This is a genomic window from Streptomyces sp. NPDC002328 (assembly GCF_042890065.1).
Lineage (GTDB): Bacteria > Actinomycetota > Actinomycetes > Streptomycetales > Streptomycetaceae > Streptomyces.
In genome coordinates, this window is sequence record NZ_JBIARQ010000006.1 from 325,289 (window position 1) to 342,609 (window position 17,321).

The following is a 17,321-nucleotide window of genomic DNA, read 5'->3' on the forward strand; positions in this document are numbered from 1 at the left end:
ACGCCGTGACCGACCAGTCCGTCCGGCGACCGACGACGAGTCCGCCCGACAGCACCGCCGAGACGTCCCGACGAAGGCTCCGGATACGGCTGTCGGCCCACTGGGCGGCGGGGCTGCTGCTCGCCGGGGTGAGCGTGGTCGTCGGCTGCCGGGCCGCCGACACCGACGCGATCACCCCCGTGCCGCAACTGCTCGCCTTCCTGCCGTGGCTGCTCGTGCCCACCGGCGCGGCCCTGCTGCTGACCCTCCTCGCCCGCTGGTGGGCGGGGCTGGTGTGGGGCACGGTCCTGCTGGGCCTGCTCGCCTGGTTCGTCCAGCCGTACGGCGAGGGCGGCGGAAGCGGGGACCCCGACGGGCCGGCGGTGGCGCGGCTGCGGGTGCTGACGTCCAACGTCGAGTTCGGCTGGGCGACCGAGCCGCTGATCGCCGCCGTCCGCCACGAGAAGCCGGACGTGGTGTTCGTGGCGGAGTGCGAGTACGTCTGCCAAGCGGCGGTGAAACGGGAACTGGGCGACAGCCACCCGTACCGCGAGGCCGTGGAGGGCGGCTCCTCCACCGGCTCGGTCATCCTCAGCCGCTACCCCCTGACGGCCGCCCCCGGCGTGCCCGCCACCATGGGCATGCCCAGCGCCGTGGCCGACGTCGGCGGCCGGCCCGTACGCCTCCAACTGGCGCACCCCATGCCGCCGACGACCGTCCGGGTACGGGACTGGAAACGCGAACTGGACCGCCTCCGCGACTTCGCCGCCGCCCACGTCGACGACGGCCCGCTCATCCTGGCCGGCGACTTCAACGCCTCCCAGGACCACGCGGCCTTCCGCCGCGTCCTCGACACCGGCCTGCGCGACGCGACCCGCCTGACCGGCGCCTCACGGGAGCCCTCCTGGCCGACCTCGACCACCCCCGTCCTGGGCACCCAGATCGACCACGTCCTCCTCTCCCCCCACTTCTCCGCCGCCCGCACCCGCTTCCTGGACCTCCCGGACACGGACCACAGAGCCCTCCTGGCGGACGTGACCCTGCACGCCCGCCGCTAGCCGGTGAGCGCCCCCTACACGCCCACGTCCTCCCCGTCCGCCCGCCAGACCGCCACCACCGACGGCCGCACGATCTTCCCCGCCCCGTCCGGCCAGACGCTCTTGGGGTTCTCGACCGACGCCCCGTCCAGCTCACCGGGGTGCTGCACGGCCACCACGACCCGCCGCTCCTGAATGATCGGCCCGCATGTCTCGGCCCCGTTCGGCACGGTCAGGAACTGCTTCAGCTCCCCCCGCCGCGAGCCCTTGGTCGCGACCCCGAACAGCCCGTCGTGCGACCCCAACTGCGCCCCGTCCGTGGAGATCCACAGGTTGCCGTGCGGGTCGAAGGCGACGTTGTCCGGGCAGGAGATCGGGCTGACGGCGTCCTTCGGGAACCCGGCGAAGTACGTGGCCGGGTCCTCCGGGTCGCCGGCGACGAGGAACAGTGACCAGGCGAACCGCGTGGACTCCGCGCGGTTGCGCCGCTCGGTCAGCTCCAGCACGTGCCCGTGCTTGTTGGCGTTGCGCGGATTGGCCTCGTCCGCCTTGGCGTTGGCCCCGACGCCGCGGTTGCTGTTGTTGGTCAGCGCGACGTACACCTTGCCGCTCACCGGGCTCGGCTCGATGTCCTCGGGCCGGTCCATCTTCGTCGCGCCCACCTTGTCCCCGGCGAGCCGGGTGAAGACGAAGACCTCCTCCGCCGTCATCCCGTCCACGTGCGAGACGGCGCCCTCGGCGGTCGCGGTGGCCAGCGGGATCCACTCGCCGCTGCCGTCGAACTCCCCGTCGGCCGGCAGCTTCCCCGTGCCGTCGATCTCGATCGCGGGGGAGTCGCCGGTCAGCCTGGCGACGTACAGCGTCCCCTCGTCGAGCAGCGACAGGTTGTGCTCGCGCACGGCGCGCGAGCCGCCCTTGCGCATCCGCTTGCTGCTGACGAACTTGTAGAAGTAGTCGAACCGTTCGTCGTCCCCGGAGTACACGACGGGCCGCTGGTCGTCCGTGAGCCGGATCGTCGCGGCCTCGTGCTTGAAGCGGCCGAGCGCGGTGTGCTTGCGGGGCGTCGAGGACGGGTCGTACGGGTCGAACTCGACCACGTAGCCGAACCGGTGGACCTCGTTCGGCTCCTGGGCGACGTCGAAGCGCTTGTCGAACCGTTCCCACTTGCGCTCGGTGGCCCCGGTGCCGATGCCGTACCGCTTGTCGGTGGCGCGGCTGCTGTTGGCGAAGTACTGGTTGAAGTTCTCCTCGCCGTGGAGCGTGGTGCCCCAGGGCGTGGTGCCGCCGGAGCAGTTGTTGAGCGTGCCGAGGGCCTTGGTGCCCGTCGGGTCGGCGGAGGTCTTCAGCAGCGCGGACCCGGCGGCGGGGCCGGTGATCCGGAACTCGGTGGTGGCGGTGACGCGGCGGTTGAGCGGGTGCCGGGGGACGGCGGCGAGCCGGCCGGTGCACCGGTCCTCCTCGACCACGACGGCGGACAGCCCGTGGGCGGCCCAGGCGATCTCGACCTGCTCACGGGTCGGGTTCGCGGCGTCGTAGCCGCGGAACATGAGGATCTCGTCGGTGTACTCGTGGTTGGCGACGAGCAGTTGCCGGCCCCGCTCACCGTGCAGCGGCAGCAGCGCGAGGAAGTCGCAGTTGTACCCGAACTGCCCGGCCTGCGCCGTCGCGGTCTGCTTCTCCGAGTCGAAGGCGGGCGCACCGCGCAGGATGGGCTCACCCCAGCGGATCACGACGTTCTGCCGGTACCCGTCCGGGACGACGACGGCGTCGACGGTGTTCGGCGCGACGGAGCTGTAGCGAAGCCCGCGAGCAGCTTTCCCGGATTTGGGTTTCTTCTCCTTCTCCTTGCCCTCGGCGACGGCGGCATCGGCGGACGGCGCCCCCGCGACGCCCGCGGCACCGGCGGCGCCCGCGACGGTGACGACGGCGGCGGCGCGCATCATCGACCGACGGCTCAGCGCCCCCGCGATGACGTCGCCGACGTACTCGTTGCCGCTGGTGTTGGGCACCTCCTGGAAGCAGGCGTCACCACACCGGAAACGGCAGGTCATGGCGGAACGTCCGCCGTTGTGCGAATGGGACGGCGTTCCGATCAGCGGCAGCAGCTTGCGCACCTTTACTCTCCCCTTGCGTGCCCGTGGTGTGAGCGTGACGGTAGGGGTGCGTCCGTGCGGAAGCGCTGACGCTGGGTGAACGAAAGGTGAATCCCCGGAATCCGCAGAGGTGTTGAGACGAAGCCGAGGCGGCATTGACACGCCCGCTCCGCGCCTGCTCACCCCTACCCAAGATCACCACCAGGGGCCGCTAACCTTACGTGTCCGTCCTGGCCAGGGATTGACGGGCTTCAACTCAGTGAAGGGTTGCGCATATGGGCATTCTCAACCTCCTGCGGAACGCGTTCGGCCGGTCACGCAAGGAACGTGCCGCCGAGGCAGAGGGTGCGGAACGGATTCCTTCACAAGGAGCACCGACGCAAGAACCCCTCACGGAGCCCACACCCACCCCCACACCCGCGGCTCAGGTCCCCGAACCCCGCACCCCGACGACGGACGAACACGACCTGGTCGCAGCAGCCTTCAACAACGTGACAGTCCCGAAGCAGGCGGACTCCCCGACGCCGTCGGCCGAGGAGCCGGGGGCTGCGCAGGCTGAGCCGGCGACGGCGGAAGCGGAGCTGGCGGCTGCGCAGGCTGAGCCGGTGGCGGCGGAGGCCGAGCCGGTGACGGCGAAGGCACCCGAGTCGGCGGCGGCCGAGGCTGAGCCGGTGGCTGCGAAGGAGCCTGAGTCGACGACCGACGAGGCGTCCGAGCCCGCAGTTGCGGAGGCGCCCGAGCCGACGGCGGCCGAGGTGCCTGAGCCGGTGACGGCTGAGGTTGAGCCGGTGGCTGCGAAGGAGTCCGAGCCGAAGGCGGCGGAGGTCTCTGAGCCGGTGACGGCTGAGGTTGAGCCGGTGGCTGCGAAGGAGTCCGAGCCGAAGGCGGCGGAGGTCTCTGAGCCGGTGACGGCGGAGGTGCCCGAGCCGGCGACGGCAGAAGCTGAGCCGGCGGCAGCGGAGGCGCCCGAGCCGACGACGACCGACGAACCGACGGCGACGGCAGAGGTGACCGAGCCGGCTGGGGCCGAGGCTGAGCCGGTGACGGCAGATCCTGAGCCGGAGGCGGCTGAGGCTGAGGCTGAGGCGACGACGGTCGAGGCGTCCGAGCCCGCAGCTGCGGAGGTGCCCGAGCCGACGGCTGTGGAGCCCGAGCCCGAGCCGACCACCGCCGAGACGGCGACCCCGGAACCGGAGCCCGAGACGGAACCGGCAGCCGAGGCCACCGCGCCCGCCGCTGAGACGCCCGCACCCGCGGACGCCGACGGCGAGCCGGCCCCACAGGGGCCACCCGCACCCGACAACGAATCCCGCACGGGTGGTGCGGGTGGGAACGACTCGGCCGAAGGCGAAGCCGAGGCCGCAACGCCGCCCAAGCCCGCCGCCAAGGCGACCGCCGAGGCCGCAACCCCGCCCAAGCCCGCCGCCAAGGCGCCCGCCGAGGCCGCAACGCCGCCCAAGCCCGCCGCCAAGGCGACCGCCGAGGCCGCAACCCCGCCCAAGCCCGCCGCCGAGGCGCCCGCACCCGACAACGCAACCCGCACGGGCGGTGCGGGTGGGAACACATCGGCCGAAGACGAGGACGTGCAGACGTCCATCCCAGCCCACCTCACCACCGCCCACACCGCAGCCACAGCCACCCTCGAGAAACTGAACCTCTCCGACACCCGCGCCGACATCTACCTCGTCCTGGACCGCTCCGCGTCCATGCGCGCGTATTACAAGGACGGCTCAGTACAGGCCCTGGCCGACCAGACCCTCGCCCTCGCAGCCCACCTCGCCGAAGGCAAGTCCGTCCACGTCGTCTTCTTCTCCACCGAGCTCGACGGCACCGCCGACCTCACCCTCACCGACCCCGAGAACAAGGTCGACGACCTCCACGCCGGCCTCGGCCGCATGGGCCGTACCAGCTACCACGCCGCCGTCGAAGCCGTCGTGGCCCACCACGAGAAGCACGGCAAGCCCACCGGCGTCCCCGCCCTCGTCGTCTTCCAGACCGACGGCGCCCCCGACGCCAAGACCCCCGCCACCCAGTCCCTCACCGACGCCGCGAAGAACCACCCCACCCTCTTCTTCTCCTTCGTCGCCTTCGGCGAGCACGACAACAAGGCCTTCGACTACCTCCGCAAGCTGAAGACCGACAACACGTCGTTCTTCCACGCCGGCCCCACCCCCCTGGAGCTCACGGACACCGAGCTCTACGAGGGCGTACTGGCCACCTGGCGCCCCTGACCCACCGCGCACCCACCGCGCACAACCCCACCCCGCCGCCCGCTTCTCACCGCGCACCTCTCAATGCGTAAAACAAGAAGCGGGCGGCACACCCATGTCGGCTACGATTTCAAGGTTCCGTACATAGCAACCTGGGAGCAGCCCGAGATGGCTCGACACCTCATCACCAGCGCCCTTCCGTACATCAACGGGATCAAGCACCTGGGCAACATGGTGGGGTCCATGCTCCCGGCGGACGTGTACTCCCGGTACCTCCGCCAGCGCGGCCACGACGTCCTCTACATCTGCGCGACGGACGAGCACGGCACCCCCGCCGAGCTCGCGGCCAAGGAGCAGGGCCTGCCGGTGGACGAGTTCTGCGCGCAGGCGCACGACGCCCAGAAGGCCGTCTACGACGGTTTCGCACTCGCGTTCGACTACTTCGGCCGGAGCTCCTCCCCGCAGAACGTCGAGATCACCCAGCACTTCGCCCGCCGCCTCCAGGAGAACGGCTTCATCGAGGAGCGGGCGATCCGCCAGGTGTACAGCCCGACGGACGGCCGTTTCCTCCCGGACCGCTACGTCGAGGGCACCTGCCCCCACTGCGGCTACGACAAGGCCCGCGGCGACCAGTGCGAGAACTGCACCCGGGTCCTCGACCCGACGGACCTCCTCGACCCGCGCTCGGCGATCTCGGGCTCGACGGACCTGGAGGTCCGCGAGACCAAGCACCTGTTCCTGCTCCAGTCGAAGCTCCAGCACGAGGTCGAGGAGTGGGTCTCCCGCCACGAGGACGACTGGCCGCAGCTGGCCTCCTCCATCGCCCGCAAGTGGCTGAACGAGGGCCTGCACGACCGTGCGATCACCCGTGACCTGGACTGGGGCGTCCCGGTCCCGGCCGACACCTGGCCGGAGCTCGCGGCCGAGGGCAAGGTCTTCTACGTCTGGTTCGACGCCCCGATCGAGTACATCGGCGCGACGAAGGAGTGGGCGGACCAGGCCCCCGACGGCGAGGTCCGCGACTGGAAGTCGTGGTGGTACGAGGCGGACGCCGGCGAGAACCCCGTCCGCTACACGGAGTTCATGGCGAAGGACAACGTCCCCTTCCACACGGTGATGTTCCCCGCCACCGAGCTGGGCGTGCGCGAGCCGTGGAAGAAGGTCGACTACGTCAAGGCCTTCAACTGGCTGACGTACTACGGCGGGAAGTTCTCCACCTCCCAGAAGCGCGGCGTCTTCACCGACCAGGCCCTGGAGATCCTCCCGGCCGACTACTGGCGTTACTTCCTCATCGCCAACGCCCCCGAGTCGGACGACTCCTCCTTCACCTGGGAGCACTTCACGGCCACGGTGAACAAGGACCTGGCCGACACCCTCGGCAACTTCGTCAACCGCGTCCTGTCCTTCTCGAAGAAGCGCTTCGGGGACGAGGTCCCGGCGGGCCGCGAGGCGGGCGAGGCGGAGGCGAAGCTCGGCACGCAGATCGCCGAACTCCTCGCCGAGTACGAGTCCCAGATGGAGGCCCTCCAGTTCCGCAAGGCCGCCGCCGCCCTGCGCGCGCTGTGGTCCGCGGGCAACTCCTACCTGGAGGAGAAGGCCCCCTGGCTGGAGATCAAGACCGACCAGGACGGCGCGGCCCTCACCCTGCGCACGGCGATGAACTTGATCCACCTCTACGCGGTGGTCTCCGAGCCGTTCATCCCGTCCACGTCGGCCGCCATGCGCCAGGCGTTCGCGCTGGCCGACGACACGGCGACCTGGGTCACCGCGGACGAGGCCCGTGCCCTCGCCTCCGTCCCGGCCGGCACGCCCTTCACGGTCCCGCCGGTCCTCTTCGCCAAGCTCACGGACGACGACCTCGACGCGTACAAGGAGCGCTTCGGAGGCCAGGAGGCATGACGGAGTCGGGGGCGCGCCACGAGTCCGGGCCGGGGACGCCGGCCCGCGCGTCCAGGACGTACTACGTCACCACCCCGATCTACTACGTCAACGACGCCCCGCACCTCGGCCACGCCTACACCACCGTCGCCGGTGACGTGCTCGCCCGCTGGCACCGCCAGCGCGGCGAGCGGGTGTGGTTCCTGACCGGCACGGACGAGCACGGCCAGAAGATCCTGCGCACCGCCGAGGCGAACGGCGTCAGCCCGCGGCAGTGGGCGGACAAGCTCGTCGACGAGTCCTGGCGCCCCCTGTGGGAGCACCTGGAGATCGCGAACGACGACTTCATCCGCACCACGCAGCAGCGGCACACCGACCGCGTCCAGGAGTTCGTGCAGGACCTGTACGACCGGGGCGAGATCTACAAAGGCGGCTACGAGGGGCCGTACTGCGTCGGCTGCGAGGAGTACAAACTCCCCGGCGAACTCCTCGACGGCGAAGGCGAGTTCGCCGGTCAGCAGCTCTGCCCGATCCACCGCAGGCCCGTCGAGATCCTCAGCGAGGAGAACTACTTCTTCAAGCTGAGCGAGTACGGGGAGCGGCTCCTCGCGCACTACGAGGCAGACCCCGGCTTCATCCAGCCCGAGTCCGCGCGCAACGAGGTCGTGAACTTCGTCCGGCAAGGGCTCCAGGACCTCTCGATCTCCCGCTCGACCTTCGACTGGGGCGTCCCGGTGCCCTGGGACCCGAAGCACGTGATCTACGTGTGGGTGGACGCGCTGCTGAACTACGCCACGGCGGTCGGCTACAACGAGAACCGGGAGAAGTTCGAGGCGACGTTCCCCGCCGACGTGCACCTGGTCGGCAAGGACATCCTCCGCTTCCACGCGGTGATCTGGCCCGCGATGCTGATGGCGCAGGGGCTGCCGCTGCCCAGGAGGATCGCCGCGAACGGCTGGCTGATGGTCGGCGGCGAGAAGATGTCGAAGTCCAACCTGACCGGCATCAAGCCGCAGGACCTGACCTCGCACTTCGGCGTGGACGCCTACCGCTGGTACTTCCTGCGCGCGATCGCCTTCGGCCAGGACGGCTCGTTCTCCTGGGAGGACTTCTCCGCCCGCTACACCAGCGAGCTCGCCAACGGCTACGGCAACCTCGCCTCCCGGGTGGCGGCCATGGTCGGCAAGTACTTCGACGGCGTCCTGCCCCCGTCCACGGCCGACGGCCCCGCCGAGAAGGCCCTGCACGCCTCCCTGGCCCGGACGGTCACCGAGGCCGACCGCCGCATCGGCGGCGATCTCGACTTCCAGGGCGGCATCCTGACCGTCTTCGACTTCGTCAGGCAGGTCAACGGCTACCTCTCGGAACAGCAGCCGTGGAAGATCGCGAAGGACGAGTCGCCCGAGGGCCGGGCCCGCCTCGCCACGATCCTCTACACGGCGGCGGAGTCGCTCCGCGCGATCGCCGTCCTCCTCCACCCGGTCATGCCGGACACCTCCCGGAAGCTCTGGGACTCCCTGGGAGCCGAGGCAGCCCTCGGCGCACTCTCCGAGCAACGCGTCCAGGAGGCAGCCACCTGGGGCCGCCTCCCCGCCGGCACACCGATCACCAAGGGCGCGATCCTGTTTCCCCGCCTGGACTAGCCGACGCATACGCCACGAAGTCGGCCCACGCCCGCGGCCCCATCGCGAGGCGGGGGCCGGCGTGCCGGTACTTGGAGTCACGGACGTGGACAGTGGCGGGGGAAGCGGCGATCTCGACGCAGGAGTTGCCGTCGTTGCCGCCGCTGTGACTGCTCTTGAACCACGCCAGTTCGGAGGCGTCCCCGACAGGGCTCTTGCGGATCATGTTTCTCCCAGCAGCTGCTCGATGAAGGCCAGTGACTCCCGGGGCGAGAGTGCCTGAGCCCGGATAGTGCCATACCGCAACTCAAGGATGCGCAGGCGCTTGGGATCGTGGGTCGGCCGACCGTTGAACGCACCGTCGGAGCGGCCCACCGCCGTACCGTCCGCGAACTTCAGCAGTTCGATGCGCCCGTCCAGACCTGAATGGGTGTCACAGTTCATCGGCATCACCTGGAGCACGACGTTGTGCAACCGGGCTACCTCCAGCAGCCGTTCGAGCTGGCGGTGCCACACCATTGTGCCTCCGATGGGACGCCGTAGCGCTGCTTCTTCCAGGACGAAGCTGAGCGCCGGTGCCGGATCGCGTTCGAAGACAGACTGCCGGGACACGCGTGCCGCCACCATGCGCTCCACATCGTCCGGCGAGTACGGCGGTTGCGCCGCCGCGATCACGGATCGCGCGTGGCCCGGCGTCTGCAACAACCCGGCGATGATGTTGCACTCGTACACCCCGATCTCGACCGCCTTGGCCTCCATCTCCGCCAAGGCCCGTACCTTCTTCGGGTATCGGACCTTCTCCACGTCCGCCTTCATCGCCGAGAGCAGCCCGCCCGCGTCCAAGACCACGTCCGCCTTGTCGAGATACTCGGGCCTGGGGATCCGTTGCCCGCTCTCGATCTTGTAGACCAGGTCCTCGCCGTACCCCACCGCGTCCCCGAAGTCCGCGGCCCGCATCCCCTTCGCCTCGCGCCGCAGCTTCAACTGCCGTCCCACGGTGGCGACGACGGCCACGCCCCACTCGTCGTCCGGATCCACCTCCCACCCCGGCTCGTCCGCCTCGGTCCTGAGCCGCCGTACCTCGCCGTCGACCGACATGCGCGCCCCTTCGTAGTCCCGCCGCCTGGTTCCGGCCGAAGTCACCGTGAGCAACAGAGCCGTCACTCTCCACGGTAAGCACATCCGGCCCGTCCCCACGCGCTCTCGGCCGAACTCGCTTTTTCTGCACGGGATCACCGAAGCCTGACGGCCCGTAACCCGGTCCGACCTGCGCTCCCTAAGTAAGGACCACTGGGGAGAAACAACCCCACCAAGCCCCACCCCTCCCTCCCGGCCGGGCAAACTCACTCCGCCGAGTGAATATGCCCAACTGGACTGGATTCGGCACCGGTTGCTTGCCTTACGCTCAGCGCGACAGAGCACGACCCCAGACATGCGACGGCCCCCGCCGGGAGTAGCGATCCCTGCGAGGGCCTGACCACCGAGGAAGCGAACCCTTCCGGATGGATACCCAAAACCCTAGCGCGCCCGCGCCCGCCGAGTCCCGTTTCCCGGGCAAGAACCACCCTCACGCGCGGCCTGTTTCCGGCGTGGTCCACGACAACGCCCGCCACACCGAGAACTTCACGGTGATCGGCAACCACCTCGCCCAGCACGAGCACCTGTCGCTGCTCGCCATCGGGCTCGGTTGCTACATCCAGTCCGTGCGACCGGGCACCGCCGTCGACATCAAGACCCTCGCCAACCGCTTCCCCGAGGGCCCCACCCGTATCGCCGCCGCCCTGCGCGAACTCGAAACCCACGGCTACCTGCGCCGCAGCCGTGAACGCCTCCCCACCGGCCGGGTCGTCACCCGCACGGTCTCCTGCAACAGGCCCGGACACCGGACCACCGGGACCGACGCCTCCCCCAGGCCCGCCCGACGCCCAGCCCCGGACAAGCCACCTCCACGCAAGCGCCTCCCCGCCGTACCCCAGCCCGCGTGCACCGCCCCCGGCCTCCTCCAGGCGGCCGTCGACGTCCTCGCCGGCCTCCGCCGCCGCGACCCCCGCCTTCTCCTCTCCGCCACCGACGCCGAACACCTCGCCCCCGGTGTCGCCGCCTGGCTGGAACGCGACCTCACCCCCGCAGCAGTGAGCCGTGCCCTGTCCGATGACCTGCCCCTGGAACCCCTGATCCGCCCGGCCGCCTTCCTGGCCCACCGCCTGACCGCACAGCTACCGCCCCTGCCCCCGTACCGGCCCCCGGCCCCGCCGCTCCCGGAACCCAGGCACCCCTTCCAGACCTGCGACGGCTGCGACCGCCCCTTCCGCGCCCCAGCCCCCGGCCGCTGCCGCGACTGCCGGTCCGATGACCCGGGGGGCACATAGCATGAAGGCGACGATCCTTGCCCCTGGGCCCAGACGAGGAGCGAACGCCATGACCATCGCCTCGGAGAACGCGCAGCAGGGCGCCTCCCACCGGTACCGGGCCATGCGCGACTTCGTTCGGTCCACGGACGACACGGTGCCCGGGAAGTTCGAAGTCACCCGGGAAGGGATCGTTCACGACATGATGGCGCCCGTCGGTCCGCACGAGCTGACCACCGCGCACCTCCGGAAGCGCCTCGAAAAGGTGATGCCGGAAGAGCTGGTGGCCCACACCGGCGAGCCCGACGTCGAGGACGAGGTCGAGGGCATCATGCGCCGACCCGACCTGATGGTGATCGCCTGGACGGACATGGACGTGCCGGGCTCCTTCGACCCTCGCGCCCTGATCGCCGCCATCGAGGTCGTCTCCCGCTCCAACCCGGACAACGACTGGGTGAGCAAGATGCGCGACTACCCCCTCATCGGCATCCCTGTCTACGCGATCTTCGATCCACACACGGGCGAGGGCGCCGTACTGTCCGACATCCATCCCACCCCCGACGGCCCCCGCTACGCGGCCCGCAAGGACTTCGTCTACGACGAGGACGTCACCATCGGCGACTGGACGATCTCCACACAGGGCCTGCCGCGCTACGGGAGCACAACTGACGGCCCCAAGTGACGCATGGGGCATGGGGCGCCTTCCCGGCCAAGTACATGTCTGGCATCGGGCCGGTTCCTCGGGTGTCCTGCACGCGAAGCTGATCGCCGCCGACCGGCACACAGCGCTGCCGGGCAGCGCCAACCTCACTGCCACTGGCTTCTGGCGGCGGAGAACGAGGTCATGCGGCACGCGTGAGCTCATGTCGCGCGCAACCTGCGGCCGTTCCCCGGCGTCCCCCACTGCGACATCGACCACACGATCGACCAGGCAGGGAGGCCCGCATGGCGCTGTTCGGCAACGCGCACACCATCGACACGGCGACGGCCCAGCAGGAGTACGCGCGGCTGCTGGGCCAGGGGGAGCGGGTGCATGCCGCGTATCTGCTGATCCGCGACACGATCCTCCTCACCGACCGGCGGCTGCTGCTGGTCGACAAGCAGGGGATCACCGGGAAGAAAGTGGAGTACCACTCGATCCCGTACCGCAGCATCACCCACTTCGCGGTCGAGACCGCCGGCACGCTCGACCTCGACGCCGAGCTGAAGATCTGGGTGTCGGGCACGCCGATGCCGATCCGGAAGTCGTTCACCAAGGACGTGGACATCTACGAGGTGCAGGCGATCCTCACCCAGTTCGTGGCCAAGTAGGCCACCGCTGGTGGACGCGAGGGCCGGGGGCTCGTGGTCACCCGGCCCTCGCGCGTCTCGTGTGCTACTTGAGCACGCCCGCGCCCGTCGTCGTCGCCAGCGACGTCGGCAGGTTCTTCGCCGAGGTCTCCAGGCCGGCCGTCAGGGCCGGGGTCCAGTTGACCGTCGTCTTCAGCTTCTTCGACGAGGCGGCGTTGTAGGCGGCGACGAGATCGGTCGCCGTGCCGTTGACGAGGTTGCCGGAGCCCGCGACCGAGCCGGTGCCGTCACCGCTGAGGAGCTTGGCGGCCTTGCCGCCCGAGGGCAGCTTCCAGGCGTTGTGCTCGGCGACGACCTGCGCCTTGGCACGGGAGTTGATGCTGTACTGCGGGGCGTACCCGTTGAGGGTCGTCACGTCGTAGAAGTTGTTGTAGATGTGGATCTGGCCGATACGGGCCAGCGGGGCGCGCTGGATGATGCCCTTCCACACGTTGTGGTGGATGGAGACGCGGAGCTTGCCGACGCTGTCGGTGTCGCTGCTGCCGATCAGCATCGTCTTGTCGTGGTTGGTGAACTGGTTGCGCGAGACGGTCACCAGGTCGGAGCCCTTGGTGATGTCGAGCGCGCCGTCGTGGATCTGGTACTCGCGGCCGAAGTACTTCGGGTTCGCGGTGTCGAAGTGCGGGGCGTCGGTGAACGTGTTGTGGTCCGCCCACACATGGGTCGCGCCGCGCAGGGTGACCGAGTCGTAGTTGGAGTTCCAGTTGCCGTCGTCGCCGTCGGTCGGGTCCCACTGCGGGAAGCAGTCCTCGGTCGCGGCGAAGGTGAGGTTGCGGACGATGACGTTGTCCACGTTCTGGATCTGCACCATGGCCCCGGTGATCCCGGCCTTGGTGCCGGGCACGCCCACGAGGGTGGTGTTGGCGGGCACCTTGAAGACGACGTTCTTCGCCTGCTTGGCCTGCGCGGCGGCGCGCGCCTTCTCCTGCGCGCCGGAGGGCAGCTTGGAGCGGCCGTAGGTGGCGGGGTCGAAGGCCTTGAGGTAGGCGGAGAGCGAGTAGCCGGTGCCGGACGCGTAGTCGGCGCAGGTCAGCTTCTTGCCGGCGTCGTCGGTGTTGGCGTCGATCGTGCCCTTGACCTTGATGATCCGGGGCGTGGTGTCGGACGCCGACCCGAGCGCCTTCACGAGCTCGGCGCGGGTGGACACGGTGAAGGTGTGCGCGGCGTCGGCCTTGCTGCCACCGGTCGTCCCCGTCCCGGAGGACGCCCAGCCGTCCTTGGCGGCGAGCGTCTGGTGGTACAGGTCGACGGTCCCGGCGTTCGCGTTCATCACGACGACACCGGCGCCGACCCCGGCGGCCACGACGGCGGCGGAGACGACGAGCGCACGGCGCTTACGGAGGGACCGGCGGTGGGAGGGAGCTGCCACAGGGGATCCTTACGAGAGGAACGGGTTTACGCCCTGTCAGTGGCCGCCGCTGTGAGAAGAGTTGCCGAAGGGTCAGAATTTTTTCGCCCGCCACTCCGCCCGCCACTCCGCCCGCTTCTCTGCCCGCCACTCCGCCCGCTTCTCCGCCCTCCTCTCCGTCCTCTTCTCCGTCCGCGCTCCCGGTGCTTCGTGCGGACCCCGTACAAGCCCCCTACCTGCGAAGAGTCGGCAAAGCACTGCTAAAGTCCGCTCACTTGTGCGCTTGTGCGAGAGCGGGGGCTCTCGCGGGGAGGGAAACAGCACGTGGGCAGAAACGCCCGGAGACCCGGCGGTCCGACCGCCGTGCTCTCCGCACTCGCGGTCGCGATCACGACCGCCGTCGCAGGAACGGGCAGCGGCGACGCGGCCCACGCGACCAACGGCACCGCCACGACCACTGTCGCCGCGGGCACCGCCGGGATCACACTCGCCGATCCGGTCTCCGGGACACCGCGCACCGAGCGGCCACTCGTCGCCGGCAGGACCGGCTATCTCCACCGGCAGGGCGGCGTCGCCGGACTCCAGTGGACGGACTACGCCACCGGCGCGACGGTCACCGTGGAGACGGCGGACGGCGTCTACACACCCGCCGCGCCCTGCGCCACCGTGACCGCCAGGTGCCGGCCCGCCTGGTACGGCTCGGACGGCGACCTCGTCGCCCTGCCGGGTGCGTCGGCCGCCACGTCCGTCACCCTGTGGAACCCGGCGACGCAGCAGACGTCCACGGTCTCCTCCGGCCACGCCTACCGCGCGCTCGCCGGGGAGACGGTCGTCACCGCCCGGACCCTCGTCGACTTCCCGGGCGGCGAGCGGCGCGAGCGCACGGTCACCGGCGACCGGGTGACCGTCGGTGAGGATTCGGTGGGCGCCGCCGACGCACGGGGCGTGCTGGTCCAGCGCGACAGCGCCGTCTACTACGTCGACCTGGAGACGGCCGTCTCCACCCTGGCGTTCGGCTCCATCTCCACCCAGTACCTCGTGCTGAGCGACGACCGGTTCGGCTGGTACGACGACTCCACCGACGAGCTGCATCTGAAGTCCCGCACCGACCCGGCCGCCGACGCGCAGACGTTCTCGGTGCCGTACCCGGTGCGGTCGGACAGCGTGCCGTACCCGGGCCGCCCGGACAGCGCCCCGGTCCTCGTCGGCGACCGCCTGCTGCTGCCGGTCGAGACCCGCTCCGGGACGAACCGGCTGACGGCCCTGTCGCTCACCGACGGCTCCTCGCAGGACCTGCTGACCTCTGCGGGAGACCACACGCTGCCCGCATCCGGCGACGACGCCCTCGTCAGCGGGGGCACCGGCGCCGACGACTGGTGGACGCAGCGAGTGAGCCTCGCCGACGACGGCACACCGCAGCTGACGAAGCTCTTCCAGGTCCCGGCCCCGGAGCACGCCAAGACCGGCCTCGCCCTCAGCCGCGGCAGCCTGCGCGTGGCGTCGGACGACCCGGCGAGCACCGACCCCACCGACCACGTCACCTCCGTACGCACGCTCACCGCCGACGGCGGTACGAACCTGACCGCGTCCGCGGCCACGGCGGCCGAGCCGGTCTACGCCTCCTGCCCGTACGCCGGCGCCGCGTGCGCGATGCTGTGGGGCAACTCGGACGACGCACCGGACGACGTCTACCTCAACGCCCGCACGGACGGGGAGGCGCCGCCGGACCGGGTGGCCGCCACCCGCTCCGCCCCGGTGGAGTTCGGCACCCGGGGCGGCCGCATCGTCGACGTCTCCGACGACTACGTCATCTACGAATCCGGCGGCTCCGCCCCCGCCCAGTACGTCACGGAGCTCAACCAGAGCCTGCGCCTGAAGCGCACGGTCCGCGCCGCCGCCGTGAACGGCCCCACCCTCTGGAGCGCCACCGGCGTCACCGGCCAGGTCACCTCCTACAGCCTCGGAGAGGAGAAGACGCTCGCCACGGTCACCCTGCCCGGCGCTTCCTGCGTCCCGACCGAGCTCCAGGCGGCCGGCCGCTGGCTGTACTGGGCCTGCGGCACGGCCTCGGCCGGTGTCTACGACACCAGGGCCCGCACGGCGGTCCCCGTCACCCCCGGCGACGTCCTGCTCGGCGACGGCTTCACCGTCCGCCACGACCACACGACGAACGAGCTCGTCCTGACCGAGGCGGCCACCGGCGCGACCCGTGTGATCGTCTCGCACGTCCCGGAGACGGGCCTGGCCGCCGACCGCCGGTACCGGTGGACGGTGGACGAGTACACCGGGCTGGTCGCCTGGACCGACCTCCACGAGCGCGTCCGCGTCACCACCACCGGGGTGGCCCCGTCGGCGCCGACCGTGTTCGAGCGGAACTGGGACGCCCTCGCGCCCCTCGGCTCCGCCGACTACTGGATCTCCAGCTGGCAGCTGTCCCGCCCGGTCAGCTCCTGGTCCCTCACCCTCACCTCGGTGCAGAGCGGCCCGACCGGCAAGGGCACCCGCACGCTCACCGGCGGCGCGGCGAAGGCGTCCGTCGAAGCGCGGTGGAACGGGCTGACCGCGAACGGGGTCCGCTTCCCCAACGGCTTGTACCAGTGGACCCTGACCGTGACCGGCCTCGGCTCCGCCACCCCCACCGCGGTGAGCGGCGGCAGCGGCTTCCTCGGGGAAGGCTCGCCGGTGCGCCACGACCACGGCAGACCCGACGGCATCGGCGACCTGCACACCCTCAACGCCTCGGGCGGCCTGACCCTCCACACGGGCAGGGGCTCCGGGACGTTCGCCGTCGAGGACACCAGCACGGGCTGGGCCAGGACGCTCACGGCGCTGCCGGTCGGCGACCTGAGCGGCGACCGCTGCAACGACATGCTGGTCCGGCTGGGCAACGGGGCCCTGCGCCTCTACAAGCCGAGGTGTCGGACGACTCTGACGCCGTCCACGCCGTACACCGCCCTCGGTGCGAGCGGCTGGAACCAGTACGACGTGCTGACCGCCCCCGGCGACGTCACCAGGGACGGCCGTCCCGACCTGATCGCCCGCAACACCGCCACGGGCGCGGTGTACCTCTACAAGGGCACGAGCACCGGCACTCTGTCCGCGCGGGTGCAGCTCTACGCCAACTGGAAGGCGTACAAGAAGATCGTCGGCGTCGGGGACCTCAACGGCGACGGCGTCGGCGACCTCCTGGCGCAGGACAAGGCGAACAACCTGTTCCGCTACCTCGGCACCGGCAAGGGGACCTTCTCCGGGGCGGTGAAGCTGGCCGCCGGCTGGGGCGGGTCGTACAACGCGGTGGTCGGCGTCGGCGACATCAACCGTGACGGCAGGAACGACATCGTCGCCCGCGACACGGCCGGCAGCCTGTATCGCCACTACGGCGACGGCAAGGGCTCGTTCCTCCCCCGGACGCTGATCGCGAAGGGCTGGGGCGGATACCGGGCCCTGCTCTAGCCG

The 17,321-nt window shown here is 70.6% G+C and carries 12 protein-coding genes; 8 read left to right on the plus strand and 4 right to left on the minus strand.

Annotation, left to right across the window (positions count from 1 at the left end; translation table 11 throughout):
- Positions 1-5: 5 nt before the first annotated feature.
- Complete coding sequence (locus tag ACFYX4_RS18910) at positions 6-1,037, plus strand: endonuclease/exonuclease/phosphatase family protein (protein ID WP_389333914.1); 1,032 nt, start codon at positions 6-8, stop codon at positions 1,035-1,037.
- 14 nt (positions 1,038-1,051) lie between these two features.
- Here the strand turns inward: ACFYX4_RS18910 and ACFYX4_RS18915 are convergent, their stop codons facing one another.
- Positions 1,052-3,130, minus strand: a complete 2,079-nt coding sequence (locus ACFYX4_RS18915) for a PhoX family protein (protein WP_389333917.1) — start codon at positions 3,128-3,130, stop codon at positions 1,052-1,054.
- 470 nt (positions 3,131-3,600) lie between these two features.
- On the opposite strand from ACFYX4_RS18915, the gene ACFYX4_RS18920 reads away from it, so the two are divergent.
- The 3 genes from ACFYX4_RS18920 (at position 3,601) to metG (ACFYX4_RS18930) (ending at position 8,840) form a co-directional block, all read left to right on the plus strand.
- On the plus strand, positions 3,601-5,340 hold the full coding sequence (locus ACFYX4_RS18920; RefSeq protein WP_389333920.1) for a VWA domain-containing protein: 1,740 nt from the start codon (positions 3,601-3,603) through the stop codon (positions 5,338-5,340).
- Positions 5,341-5,487: 147 nt separating this feature from the next.
- On the plus strand, positions 5,488-7,218 hold the full coding sequence (gene metG, locus ACFYX4_RS18925; RefSeq protein ID WP_389333923.1) for a methionine--tRNA ligase: 1,731 nt from the start codon (positions 5,488-5,490) through the stop codon (positions 7,216-7,218).
- Positions 7,215-8,840 carry a methionine--tRNA ligase gene (gene metG, locus ACFYX4_RS18930; protein WP_389333926.1) on the plus strand — a complete coding sequence of 542 codons (1,626 nt, stop codon included), beginning with the start codon at positions 7,215-7,217 and terminating at the stop codon, positions 8,838-8,840. The genes metG (ACFYX4_RS18925) and metG (ACFYX4_RS18930) overlap by 4 nt, the downstream gene beginning before the upstream one ends.
- On the opposite strand, the gene ACFYX4_RS18935 is transcribed toward metG (ACFYX4_RS18930), so the two are convergent.
- Both ACFYX4_RS18935 and ACFYX4_RS18940 read right to left on the minus strand, forming a co-directional pair.
- A complete protein-coding gene (locus ACFYX4_RS18935) occupies positions 8,803-9,045 on the minus strand; it encodes a DUF397 domain-containing protein (RefSeq protein WP_389333929.1) in 243 nt (80 codons plus the stop codon). The genes metG (ACFYX4_RS18930) and ACFYX4_RS18935 overlap by 38 nt on opposite strands.
- Complete coding sequence (locus ACFYX4_RS18940; protein ID WP_389333931.1) at positions 9,042-9,917, minus strand: helix-turn-helix transcriptional regulator; 876 nt, start codon at positions 9,915-9,917, stop codon at positions 9,042-9,044. The genes ACFYX4_RS18935 and ACFYX4_RS18940 overlap by 4 nt, the downstream gene beginning before the upstream one ends.
- A gap of 404 nt (positions 9,918-10,321) precedes the next feature.
- On the opposite strand from ACFYX4_RS18940, the gene ACFYX4_RS18945 reads away from it, so the two are divergent.
- From ACFYX4_RS18945 to ACFYX4_RS18955, 3 genes are all read left to right on the plus strand, one after another.
- The gene (locus tag ACFYX4_RS18945) at positions 10,322-11,188 is read left to right on the plus strand and encodes a helix-turn-helix domain-containing protein (protein ID WP_389333934.1); all 867 of its coding nucleotides are present in this window, start codon (positions 10,322-10,324) and stop codon (positions 11,186-11,188) included.
- A gap of 49 nt (positions 11,189-11,237) precedes the next feature.
- A complete protein-coding gene (locus tag ACFYX4_RS18950) occupies positions 11,238-11,849 on the plus strand; it encodes a Uma2 family endonuclease (RefSeq protein WP_389333937.1) in 612 nt (203 codons plus the stop codon).
- Positions 11,850-12,112: 263 nt separating this feature from the next.
- Entirely contained in the window at positions 12,113-12,478 is a 366-nt protein-coding gene (locus tag ACFYX4_RS18955; protein WP_389333940.1) for a PH domain-containing protein, read from the plus strand.
- A gap of 64 nt (positions 12,479-12,542) precedes the next feature.
- Here the strand turns inward: ACFYX4_RS18955 and ACFYX4_RS18960 are convergent, their stop codons facing one another.
- Positions 12,543-13,886 (minus strand): polysaccharide lyase family 1 protein, encoded by a 1,344-nt coding sequence (locus ACFYX4_RS18960; protein ID WP_389333943.1) that lies wholly within the window; start codon positions 13,884-13,886, stop codon positions 12,543-12,545.
- A gap of 303 nt (positions 13,887-14,189) precedes the next feature.
- Here ACFYX4_RS18960 and ACFYX4_RS18965 point away from each other — a divergent pair, with 303 nt between their 5' ends.
- On the plus strand, positions 14,190-17,318 hold the full coding sequence (locus ACFYX4_RS18965) for an FG-GAP repeat domain-containing protein (protein ID WP_389333946.1): 3,129 nt from the start codon (positions 14,190-14,192) through the stop codon (positions 17,316-17,318).
- The last annotated feature ends 3 nt before the right edge of the window (positions 17,319-17,321 follow it).

Coding starts and splice junctions, on each gene's coding strand:
- metG (WP_389333923.1), top strand. CDS start 5,488: ATGGCTCGACACCTCATCACCAGCGCCCTTCCGTACATCAACGGGATC.
- metG (WP_389333926.1), top strand. CDS start 7,215: ATGACGGAGTCGGGGGCGCGCCACGAGTCCGGGCCGGGGACGCCGGCC.
- ACFYX4_RS18935 (WP_389333929.1), bottom strand. CDS start 9,045: ATGATCCGCAAGAGCCCTGTCGGGGACGCCTCCGAACTGGCGTGGTTC.
- ACFYX4_RS18940 (WP_389333931.1), bottom strand. CDS start 9,917: ATGTCGGTCGACGGCGAGGTACGGCGGCTCAGGACCGAGGCGGACGAG.
- ACFYX4_RS18945 (WP_389333934.1), top strand. CDS start 10,322: ATGGATACCCAAAACCCTAGCGCGCCCGCGCCCGCCGAGTCCCGTTTC.
- ACFYX4_RS18950 (WP_389333937.1), top strand. CDS start 11,238: ATGACCATCGCCTCGGAGAACGCGCAGCAGGGCGCCTCCCACCGGTAC.
- ACFYX4_RS18955 (WP_389333940.1), top strand. CDS start 12,113: ATGGCGCTGTTCGGCAACGCGCACACCATCGACACGGCGACGGCCCAG.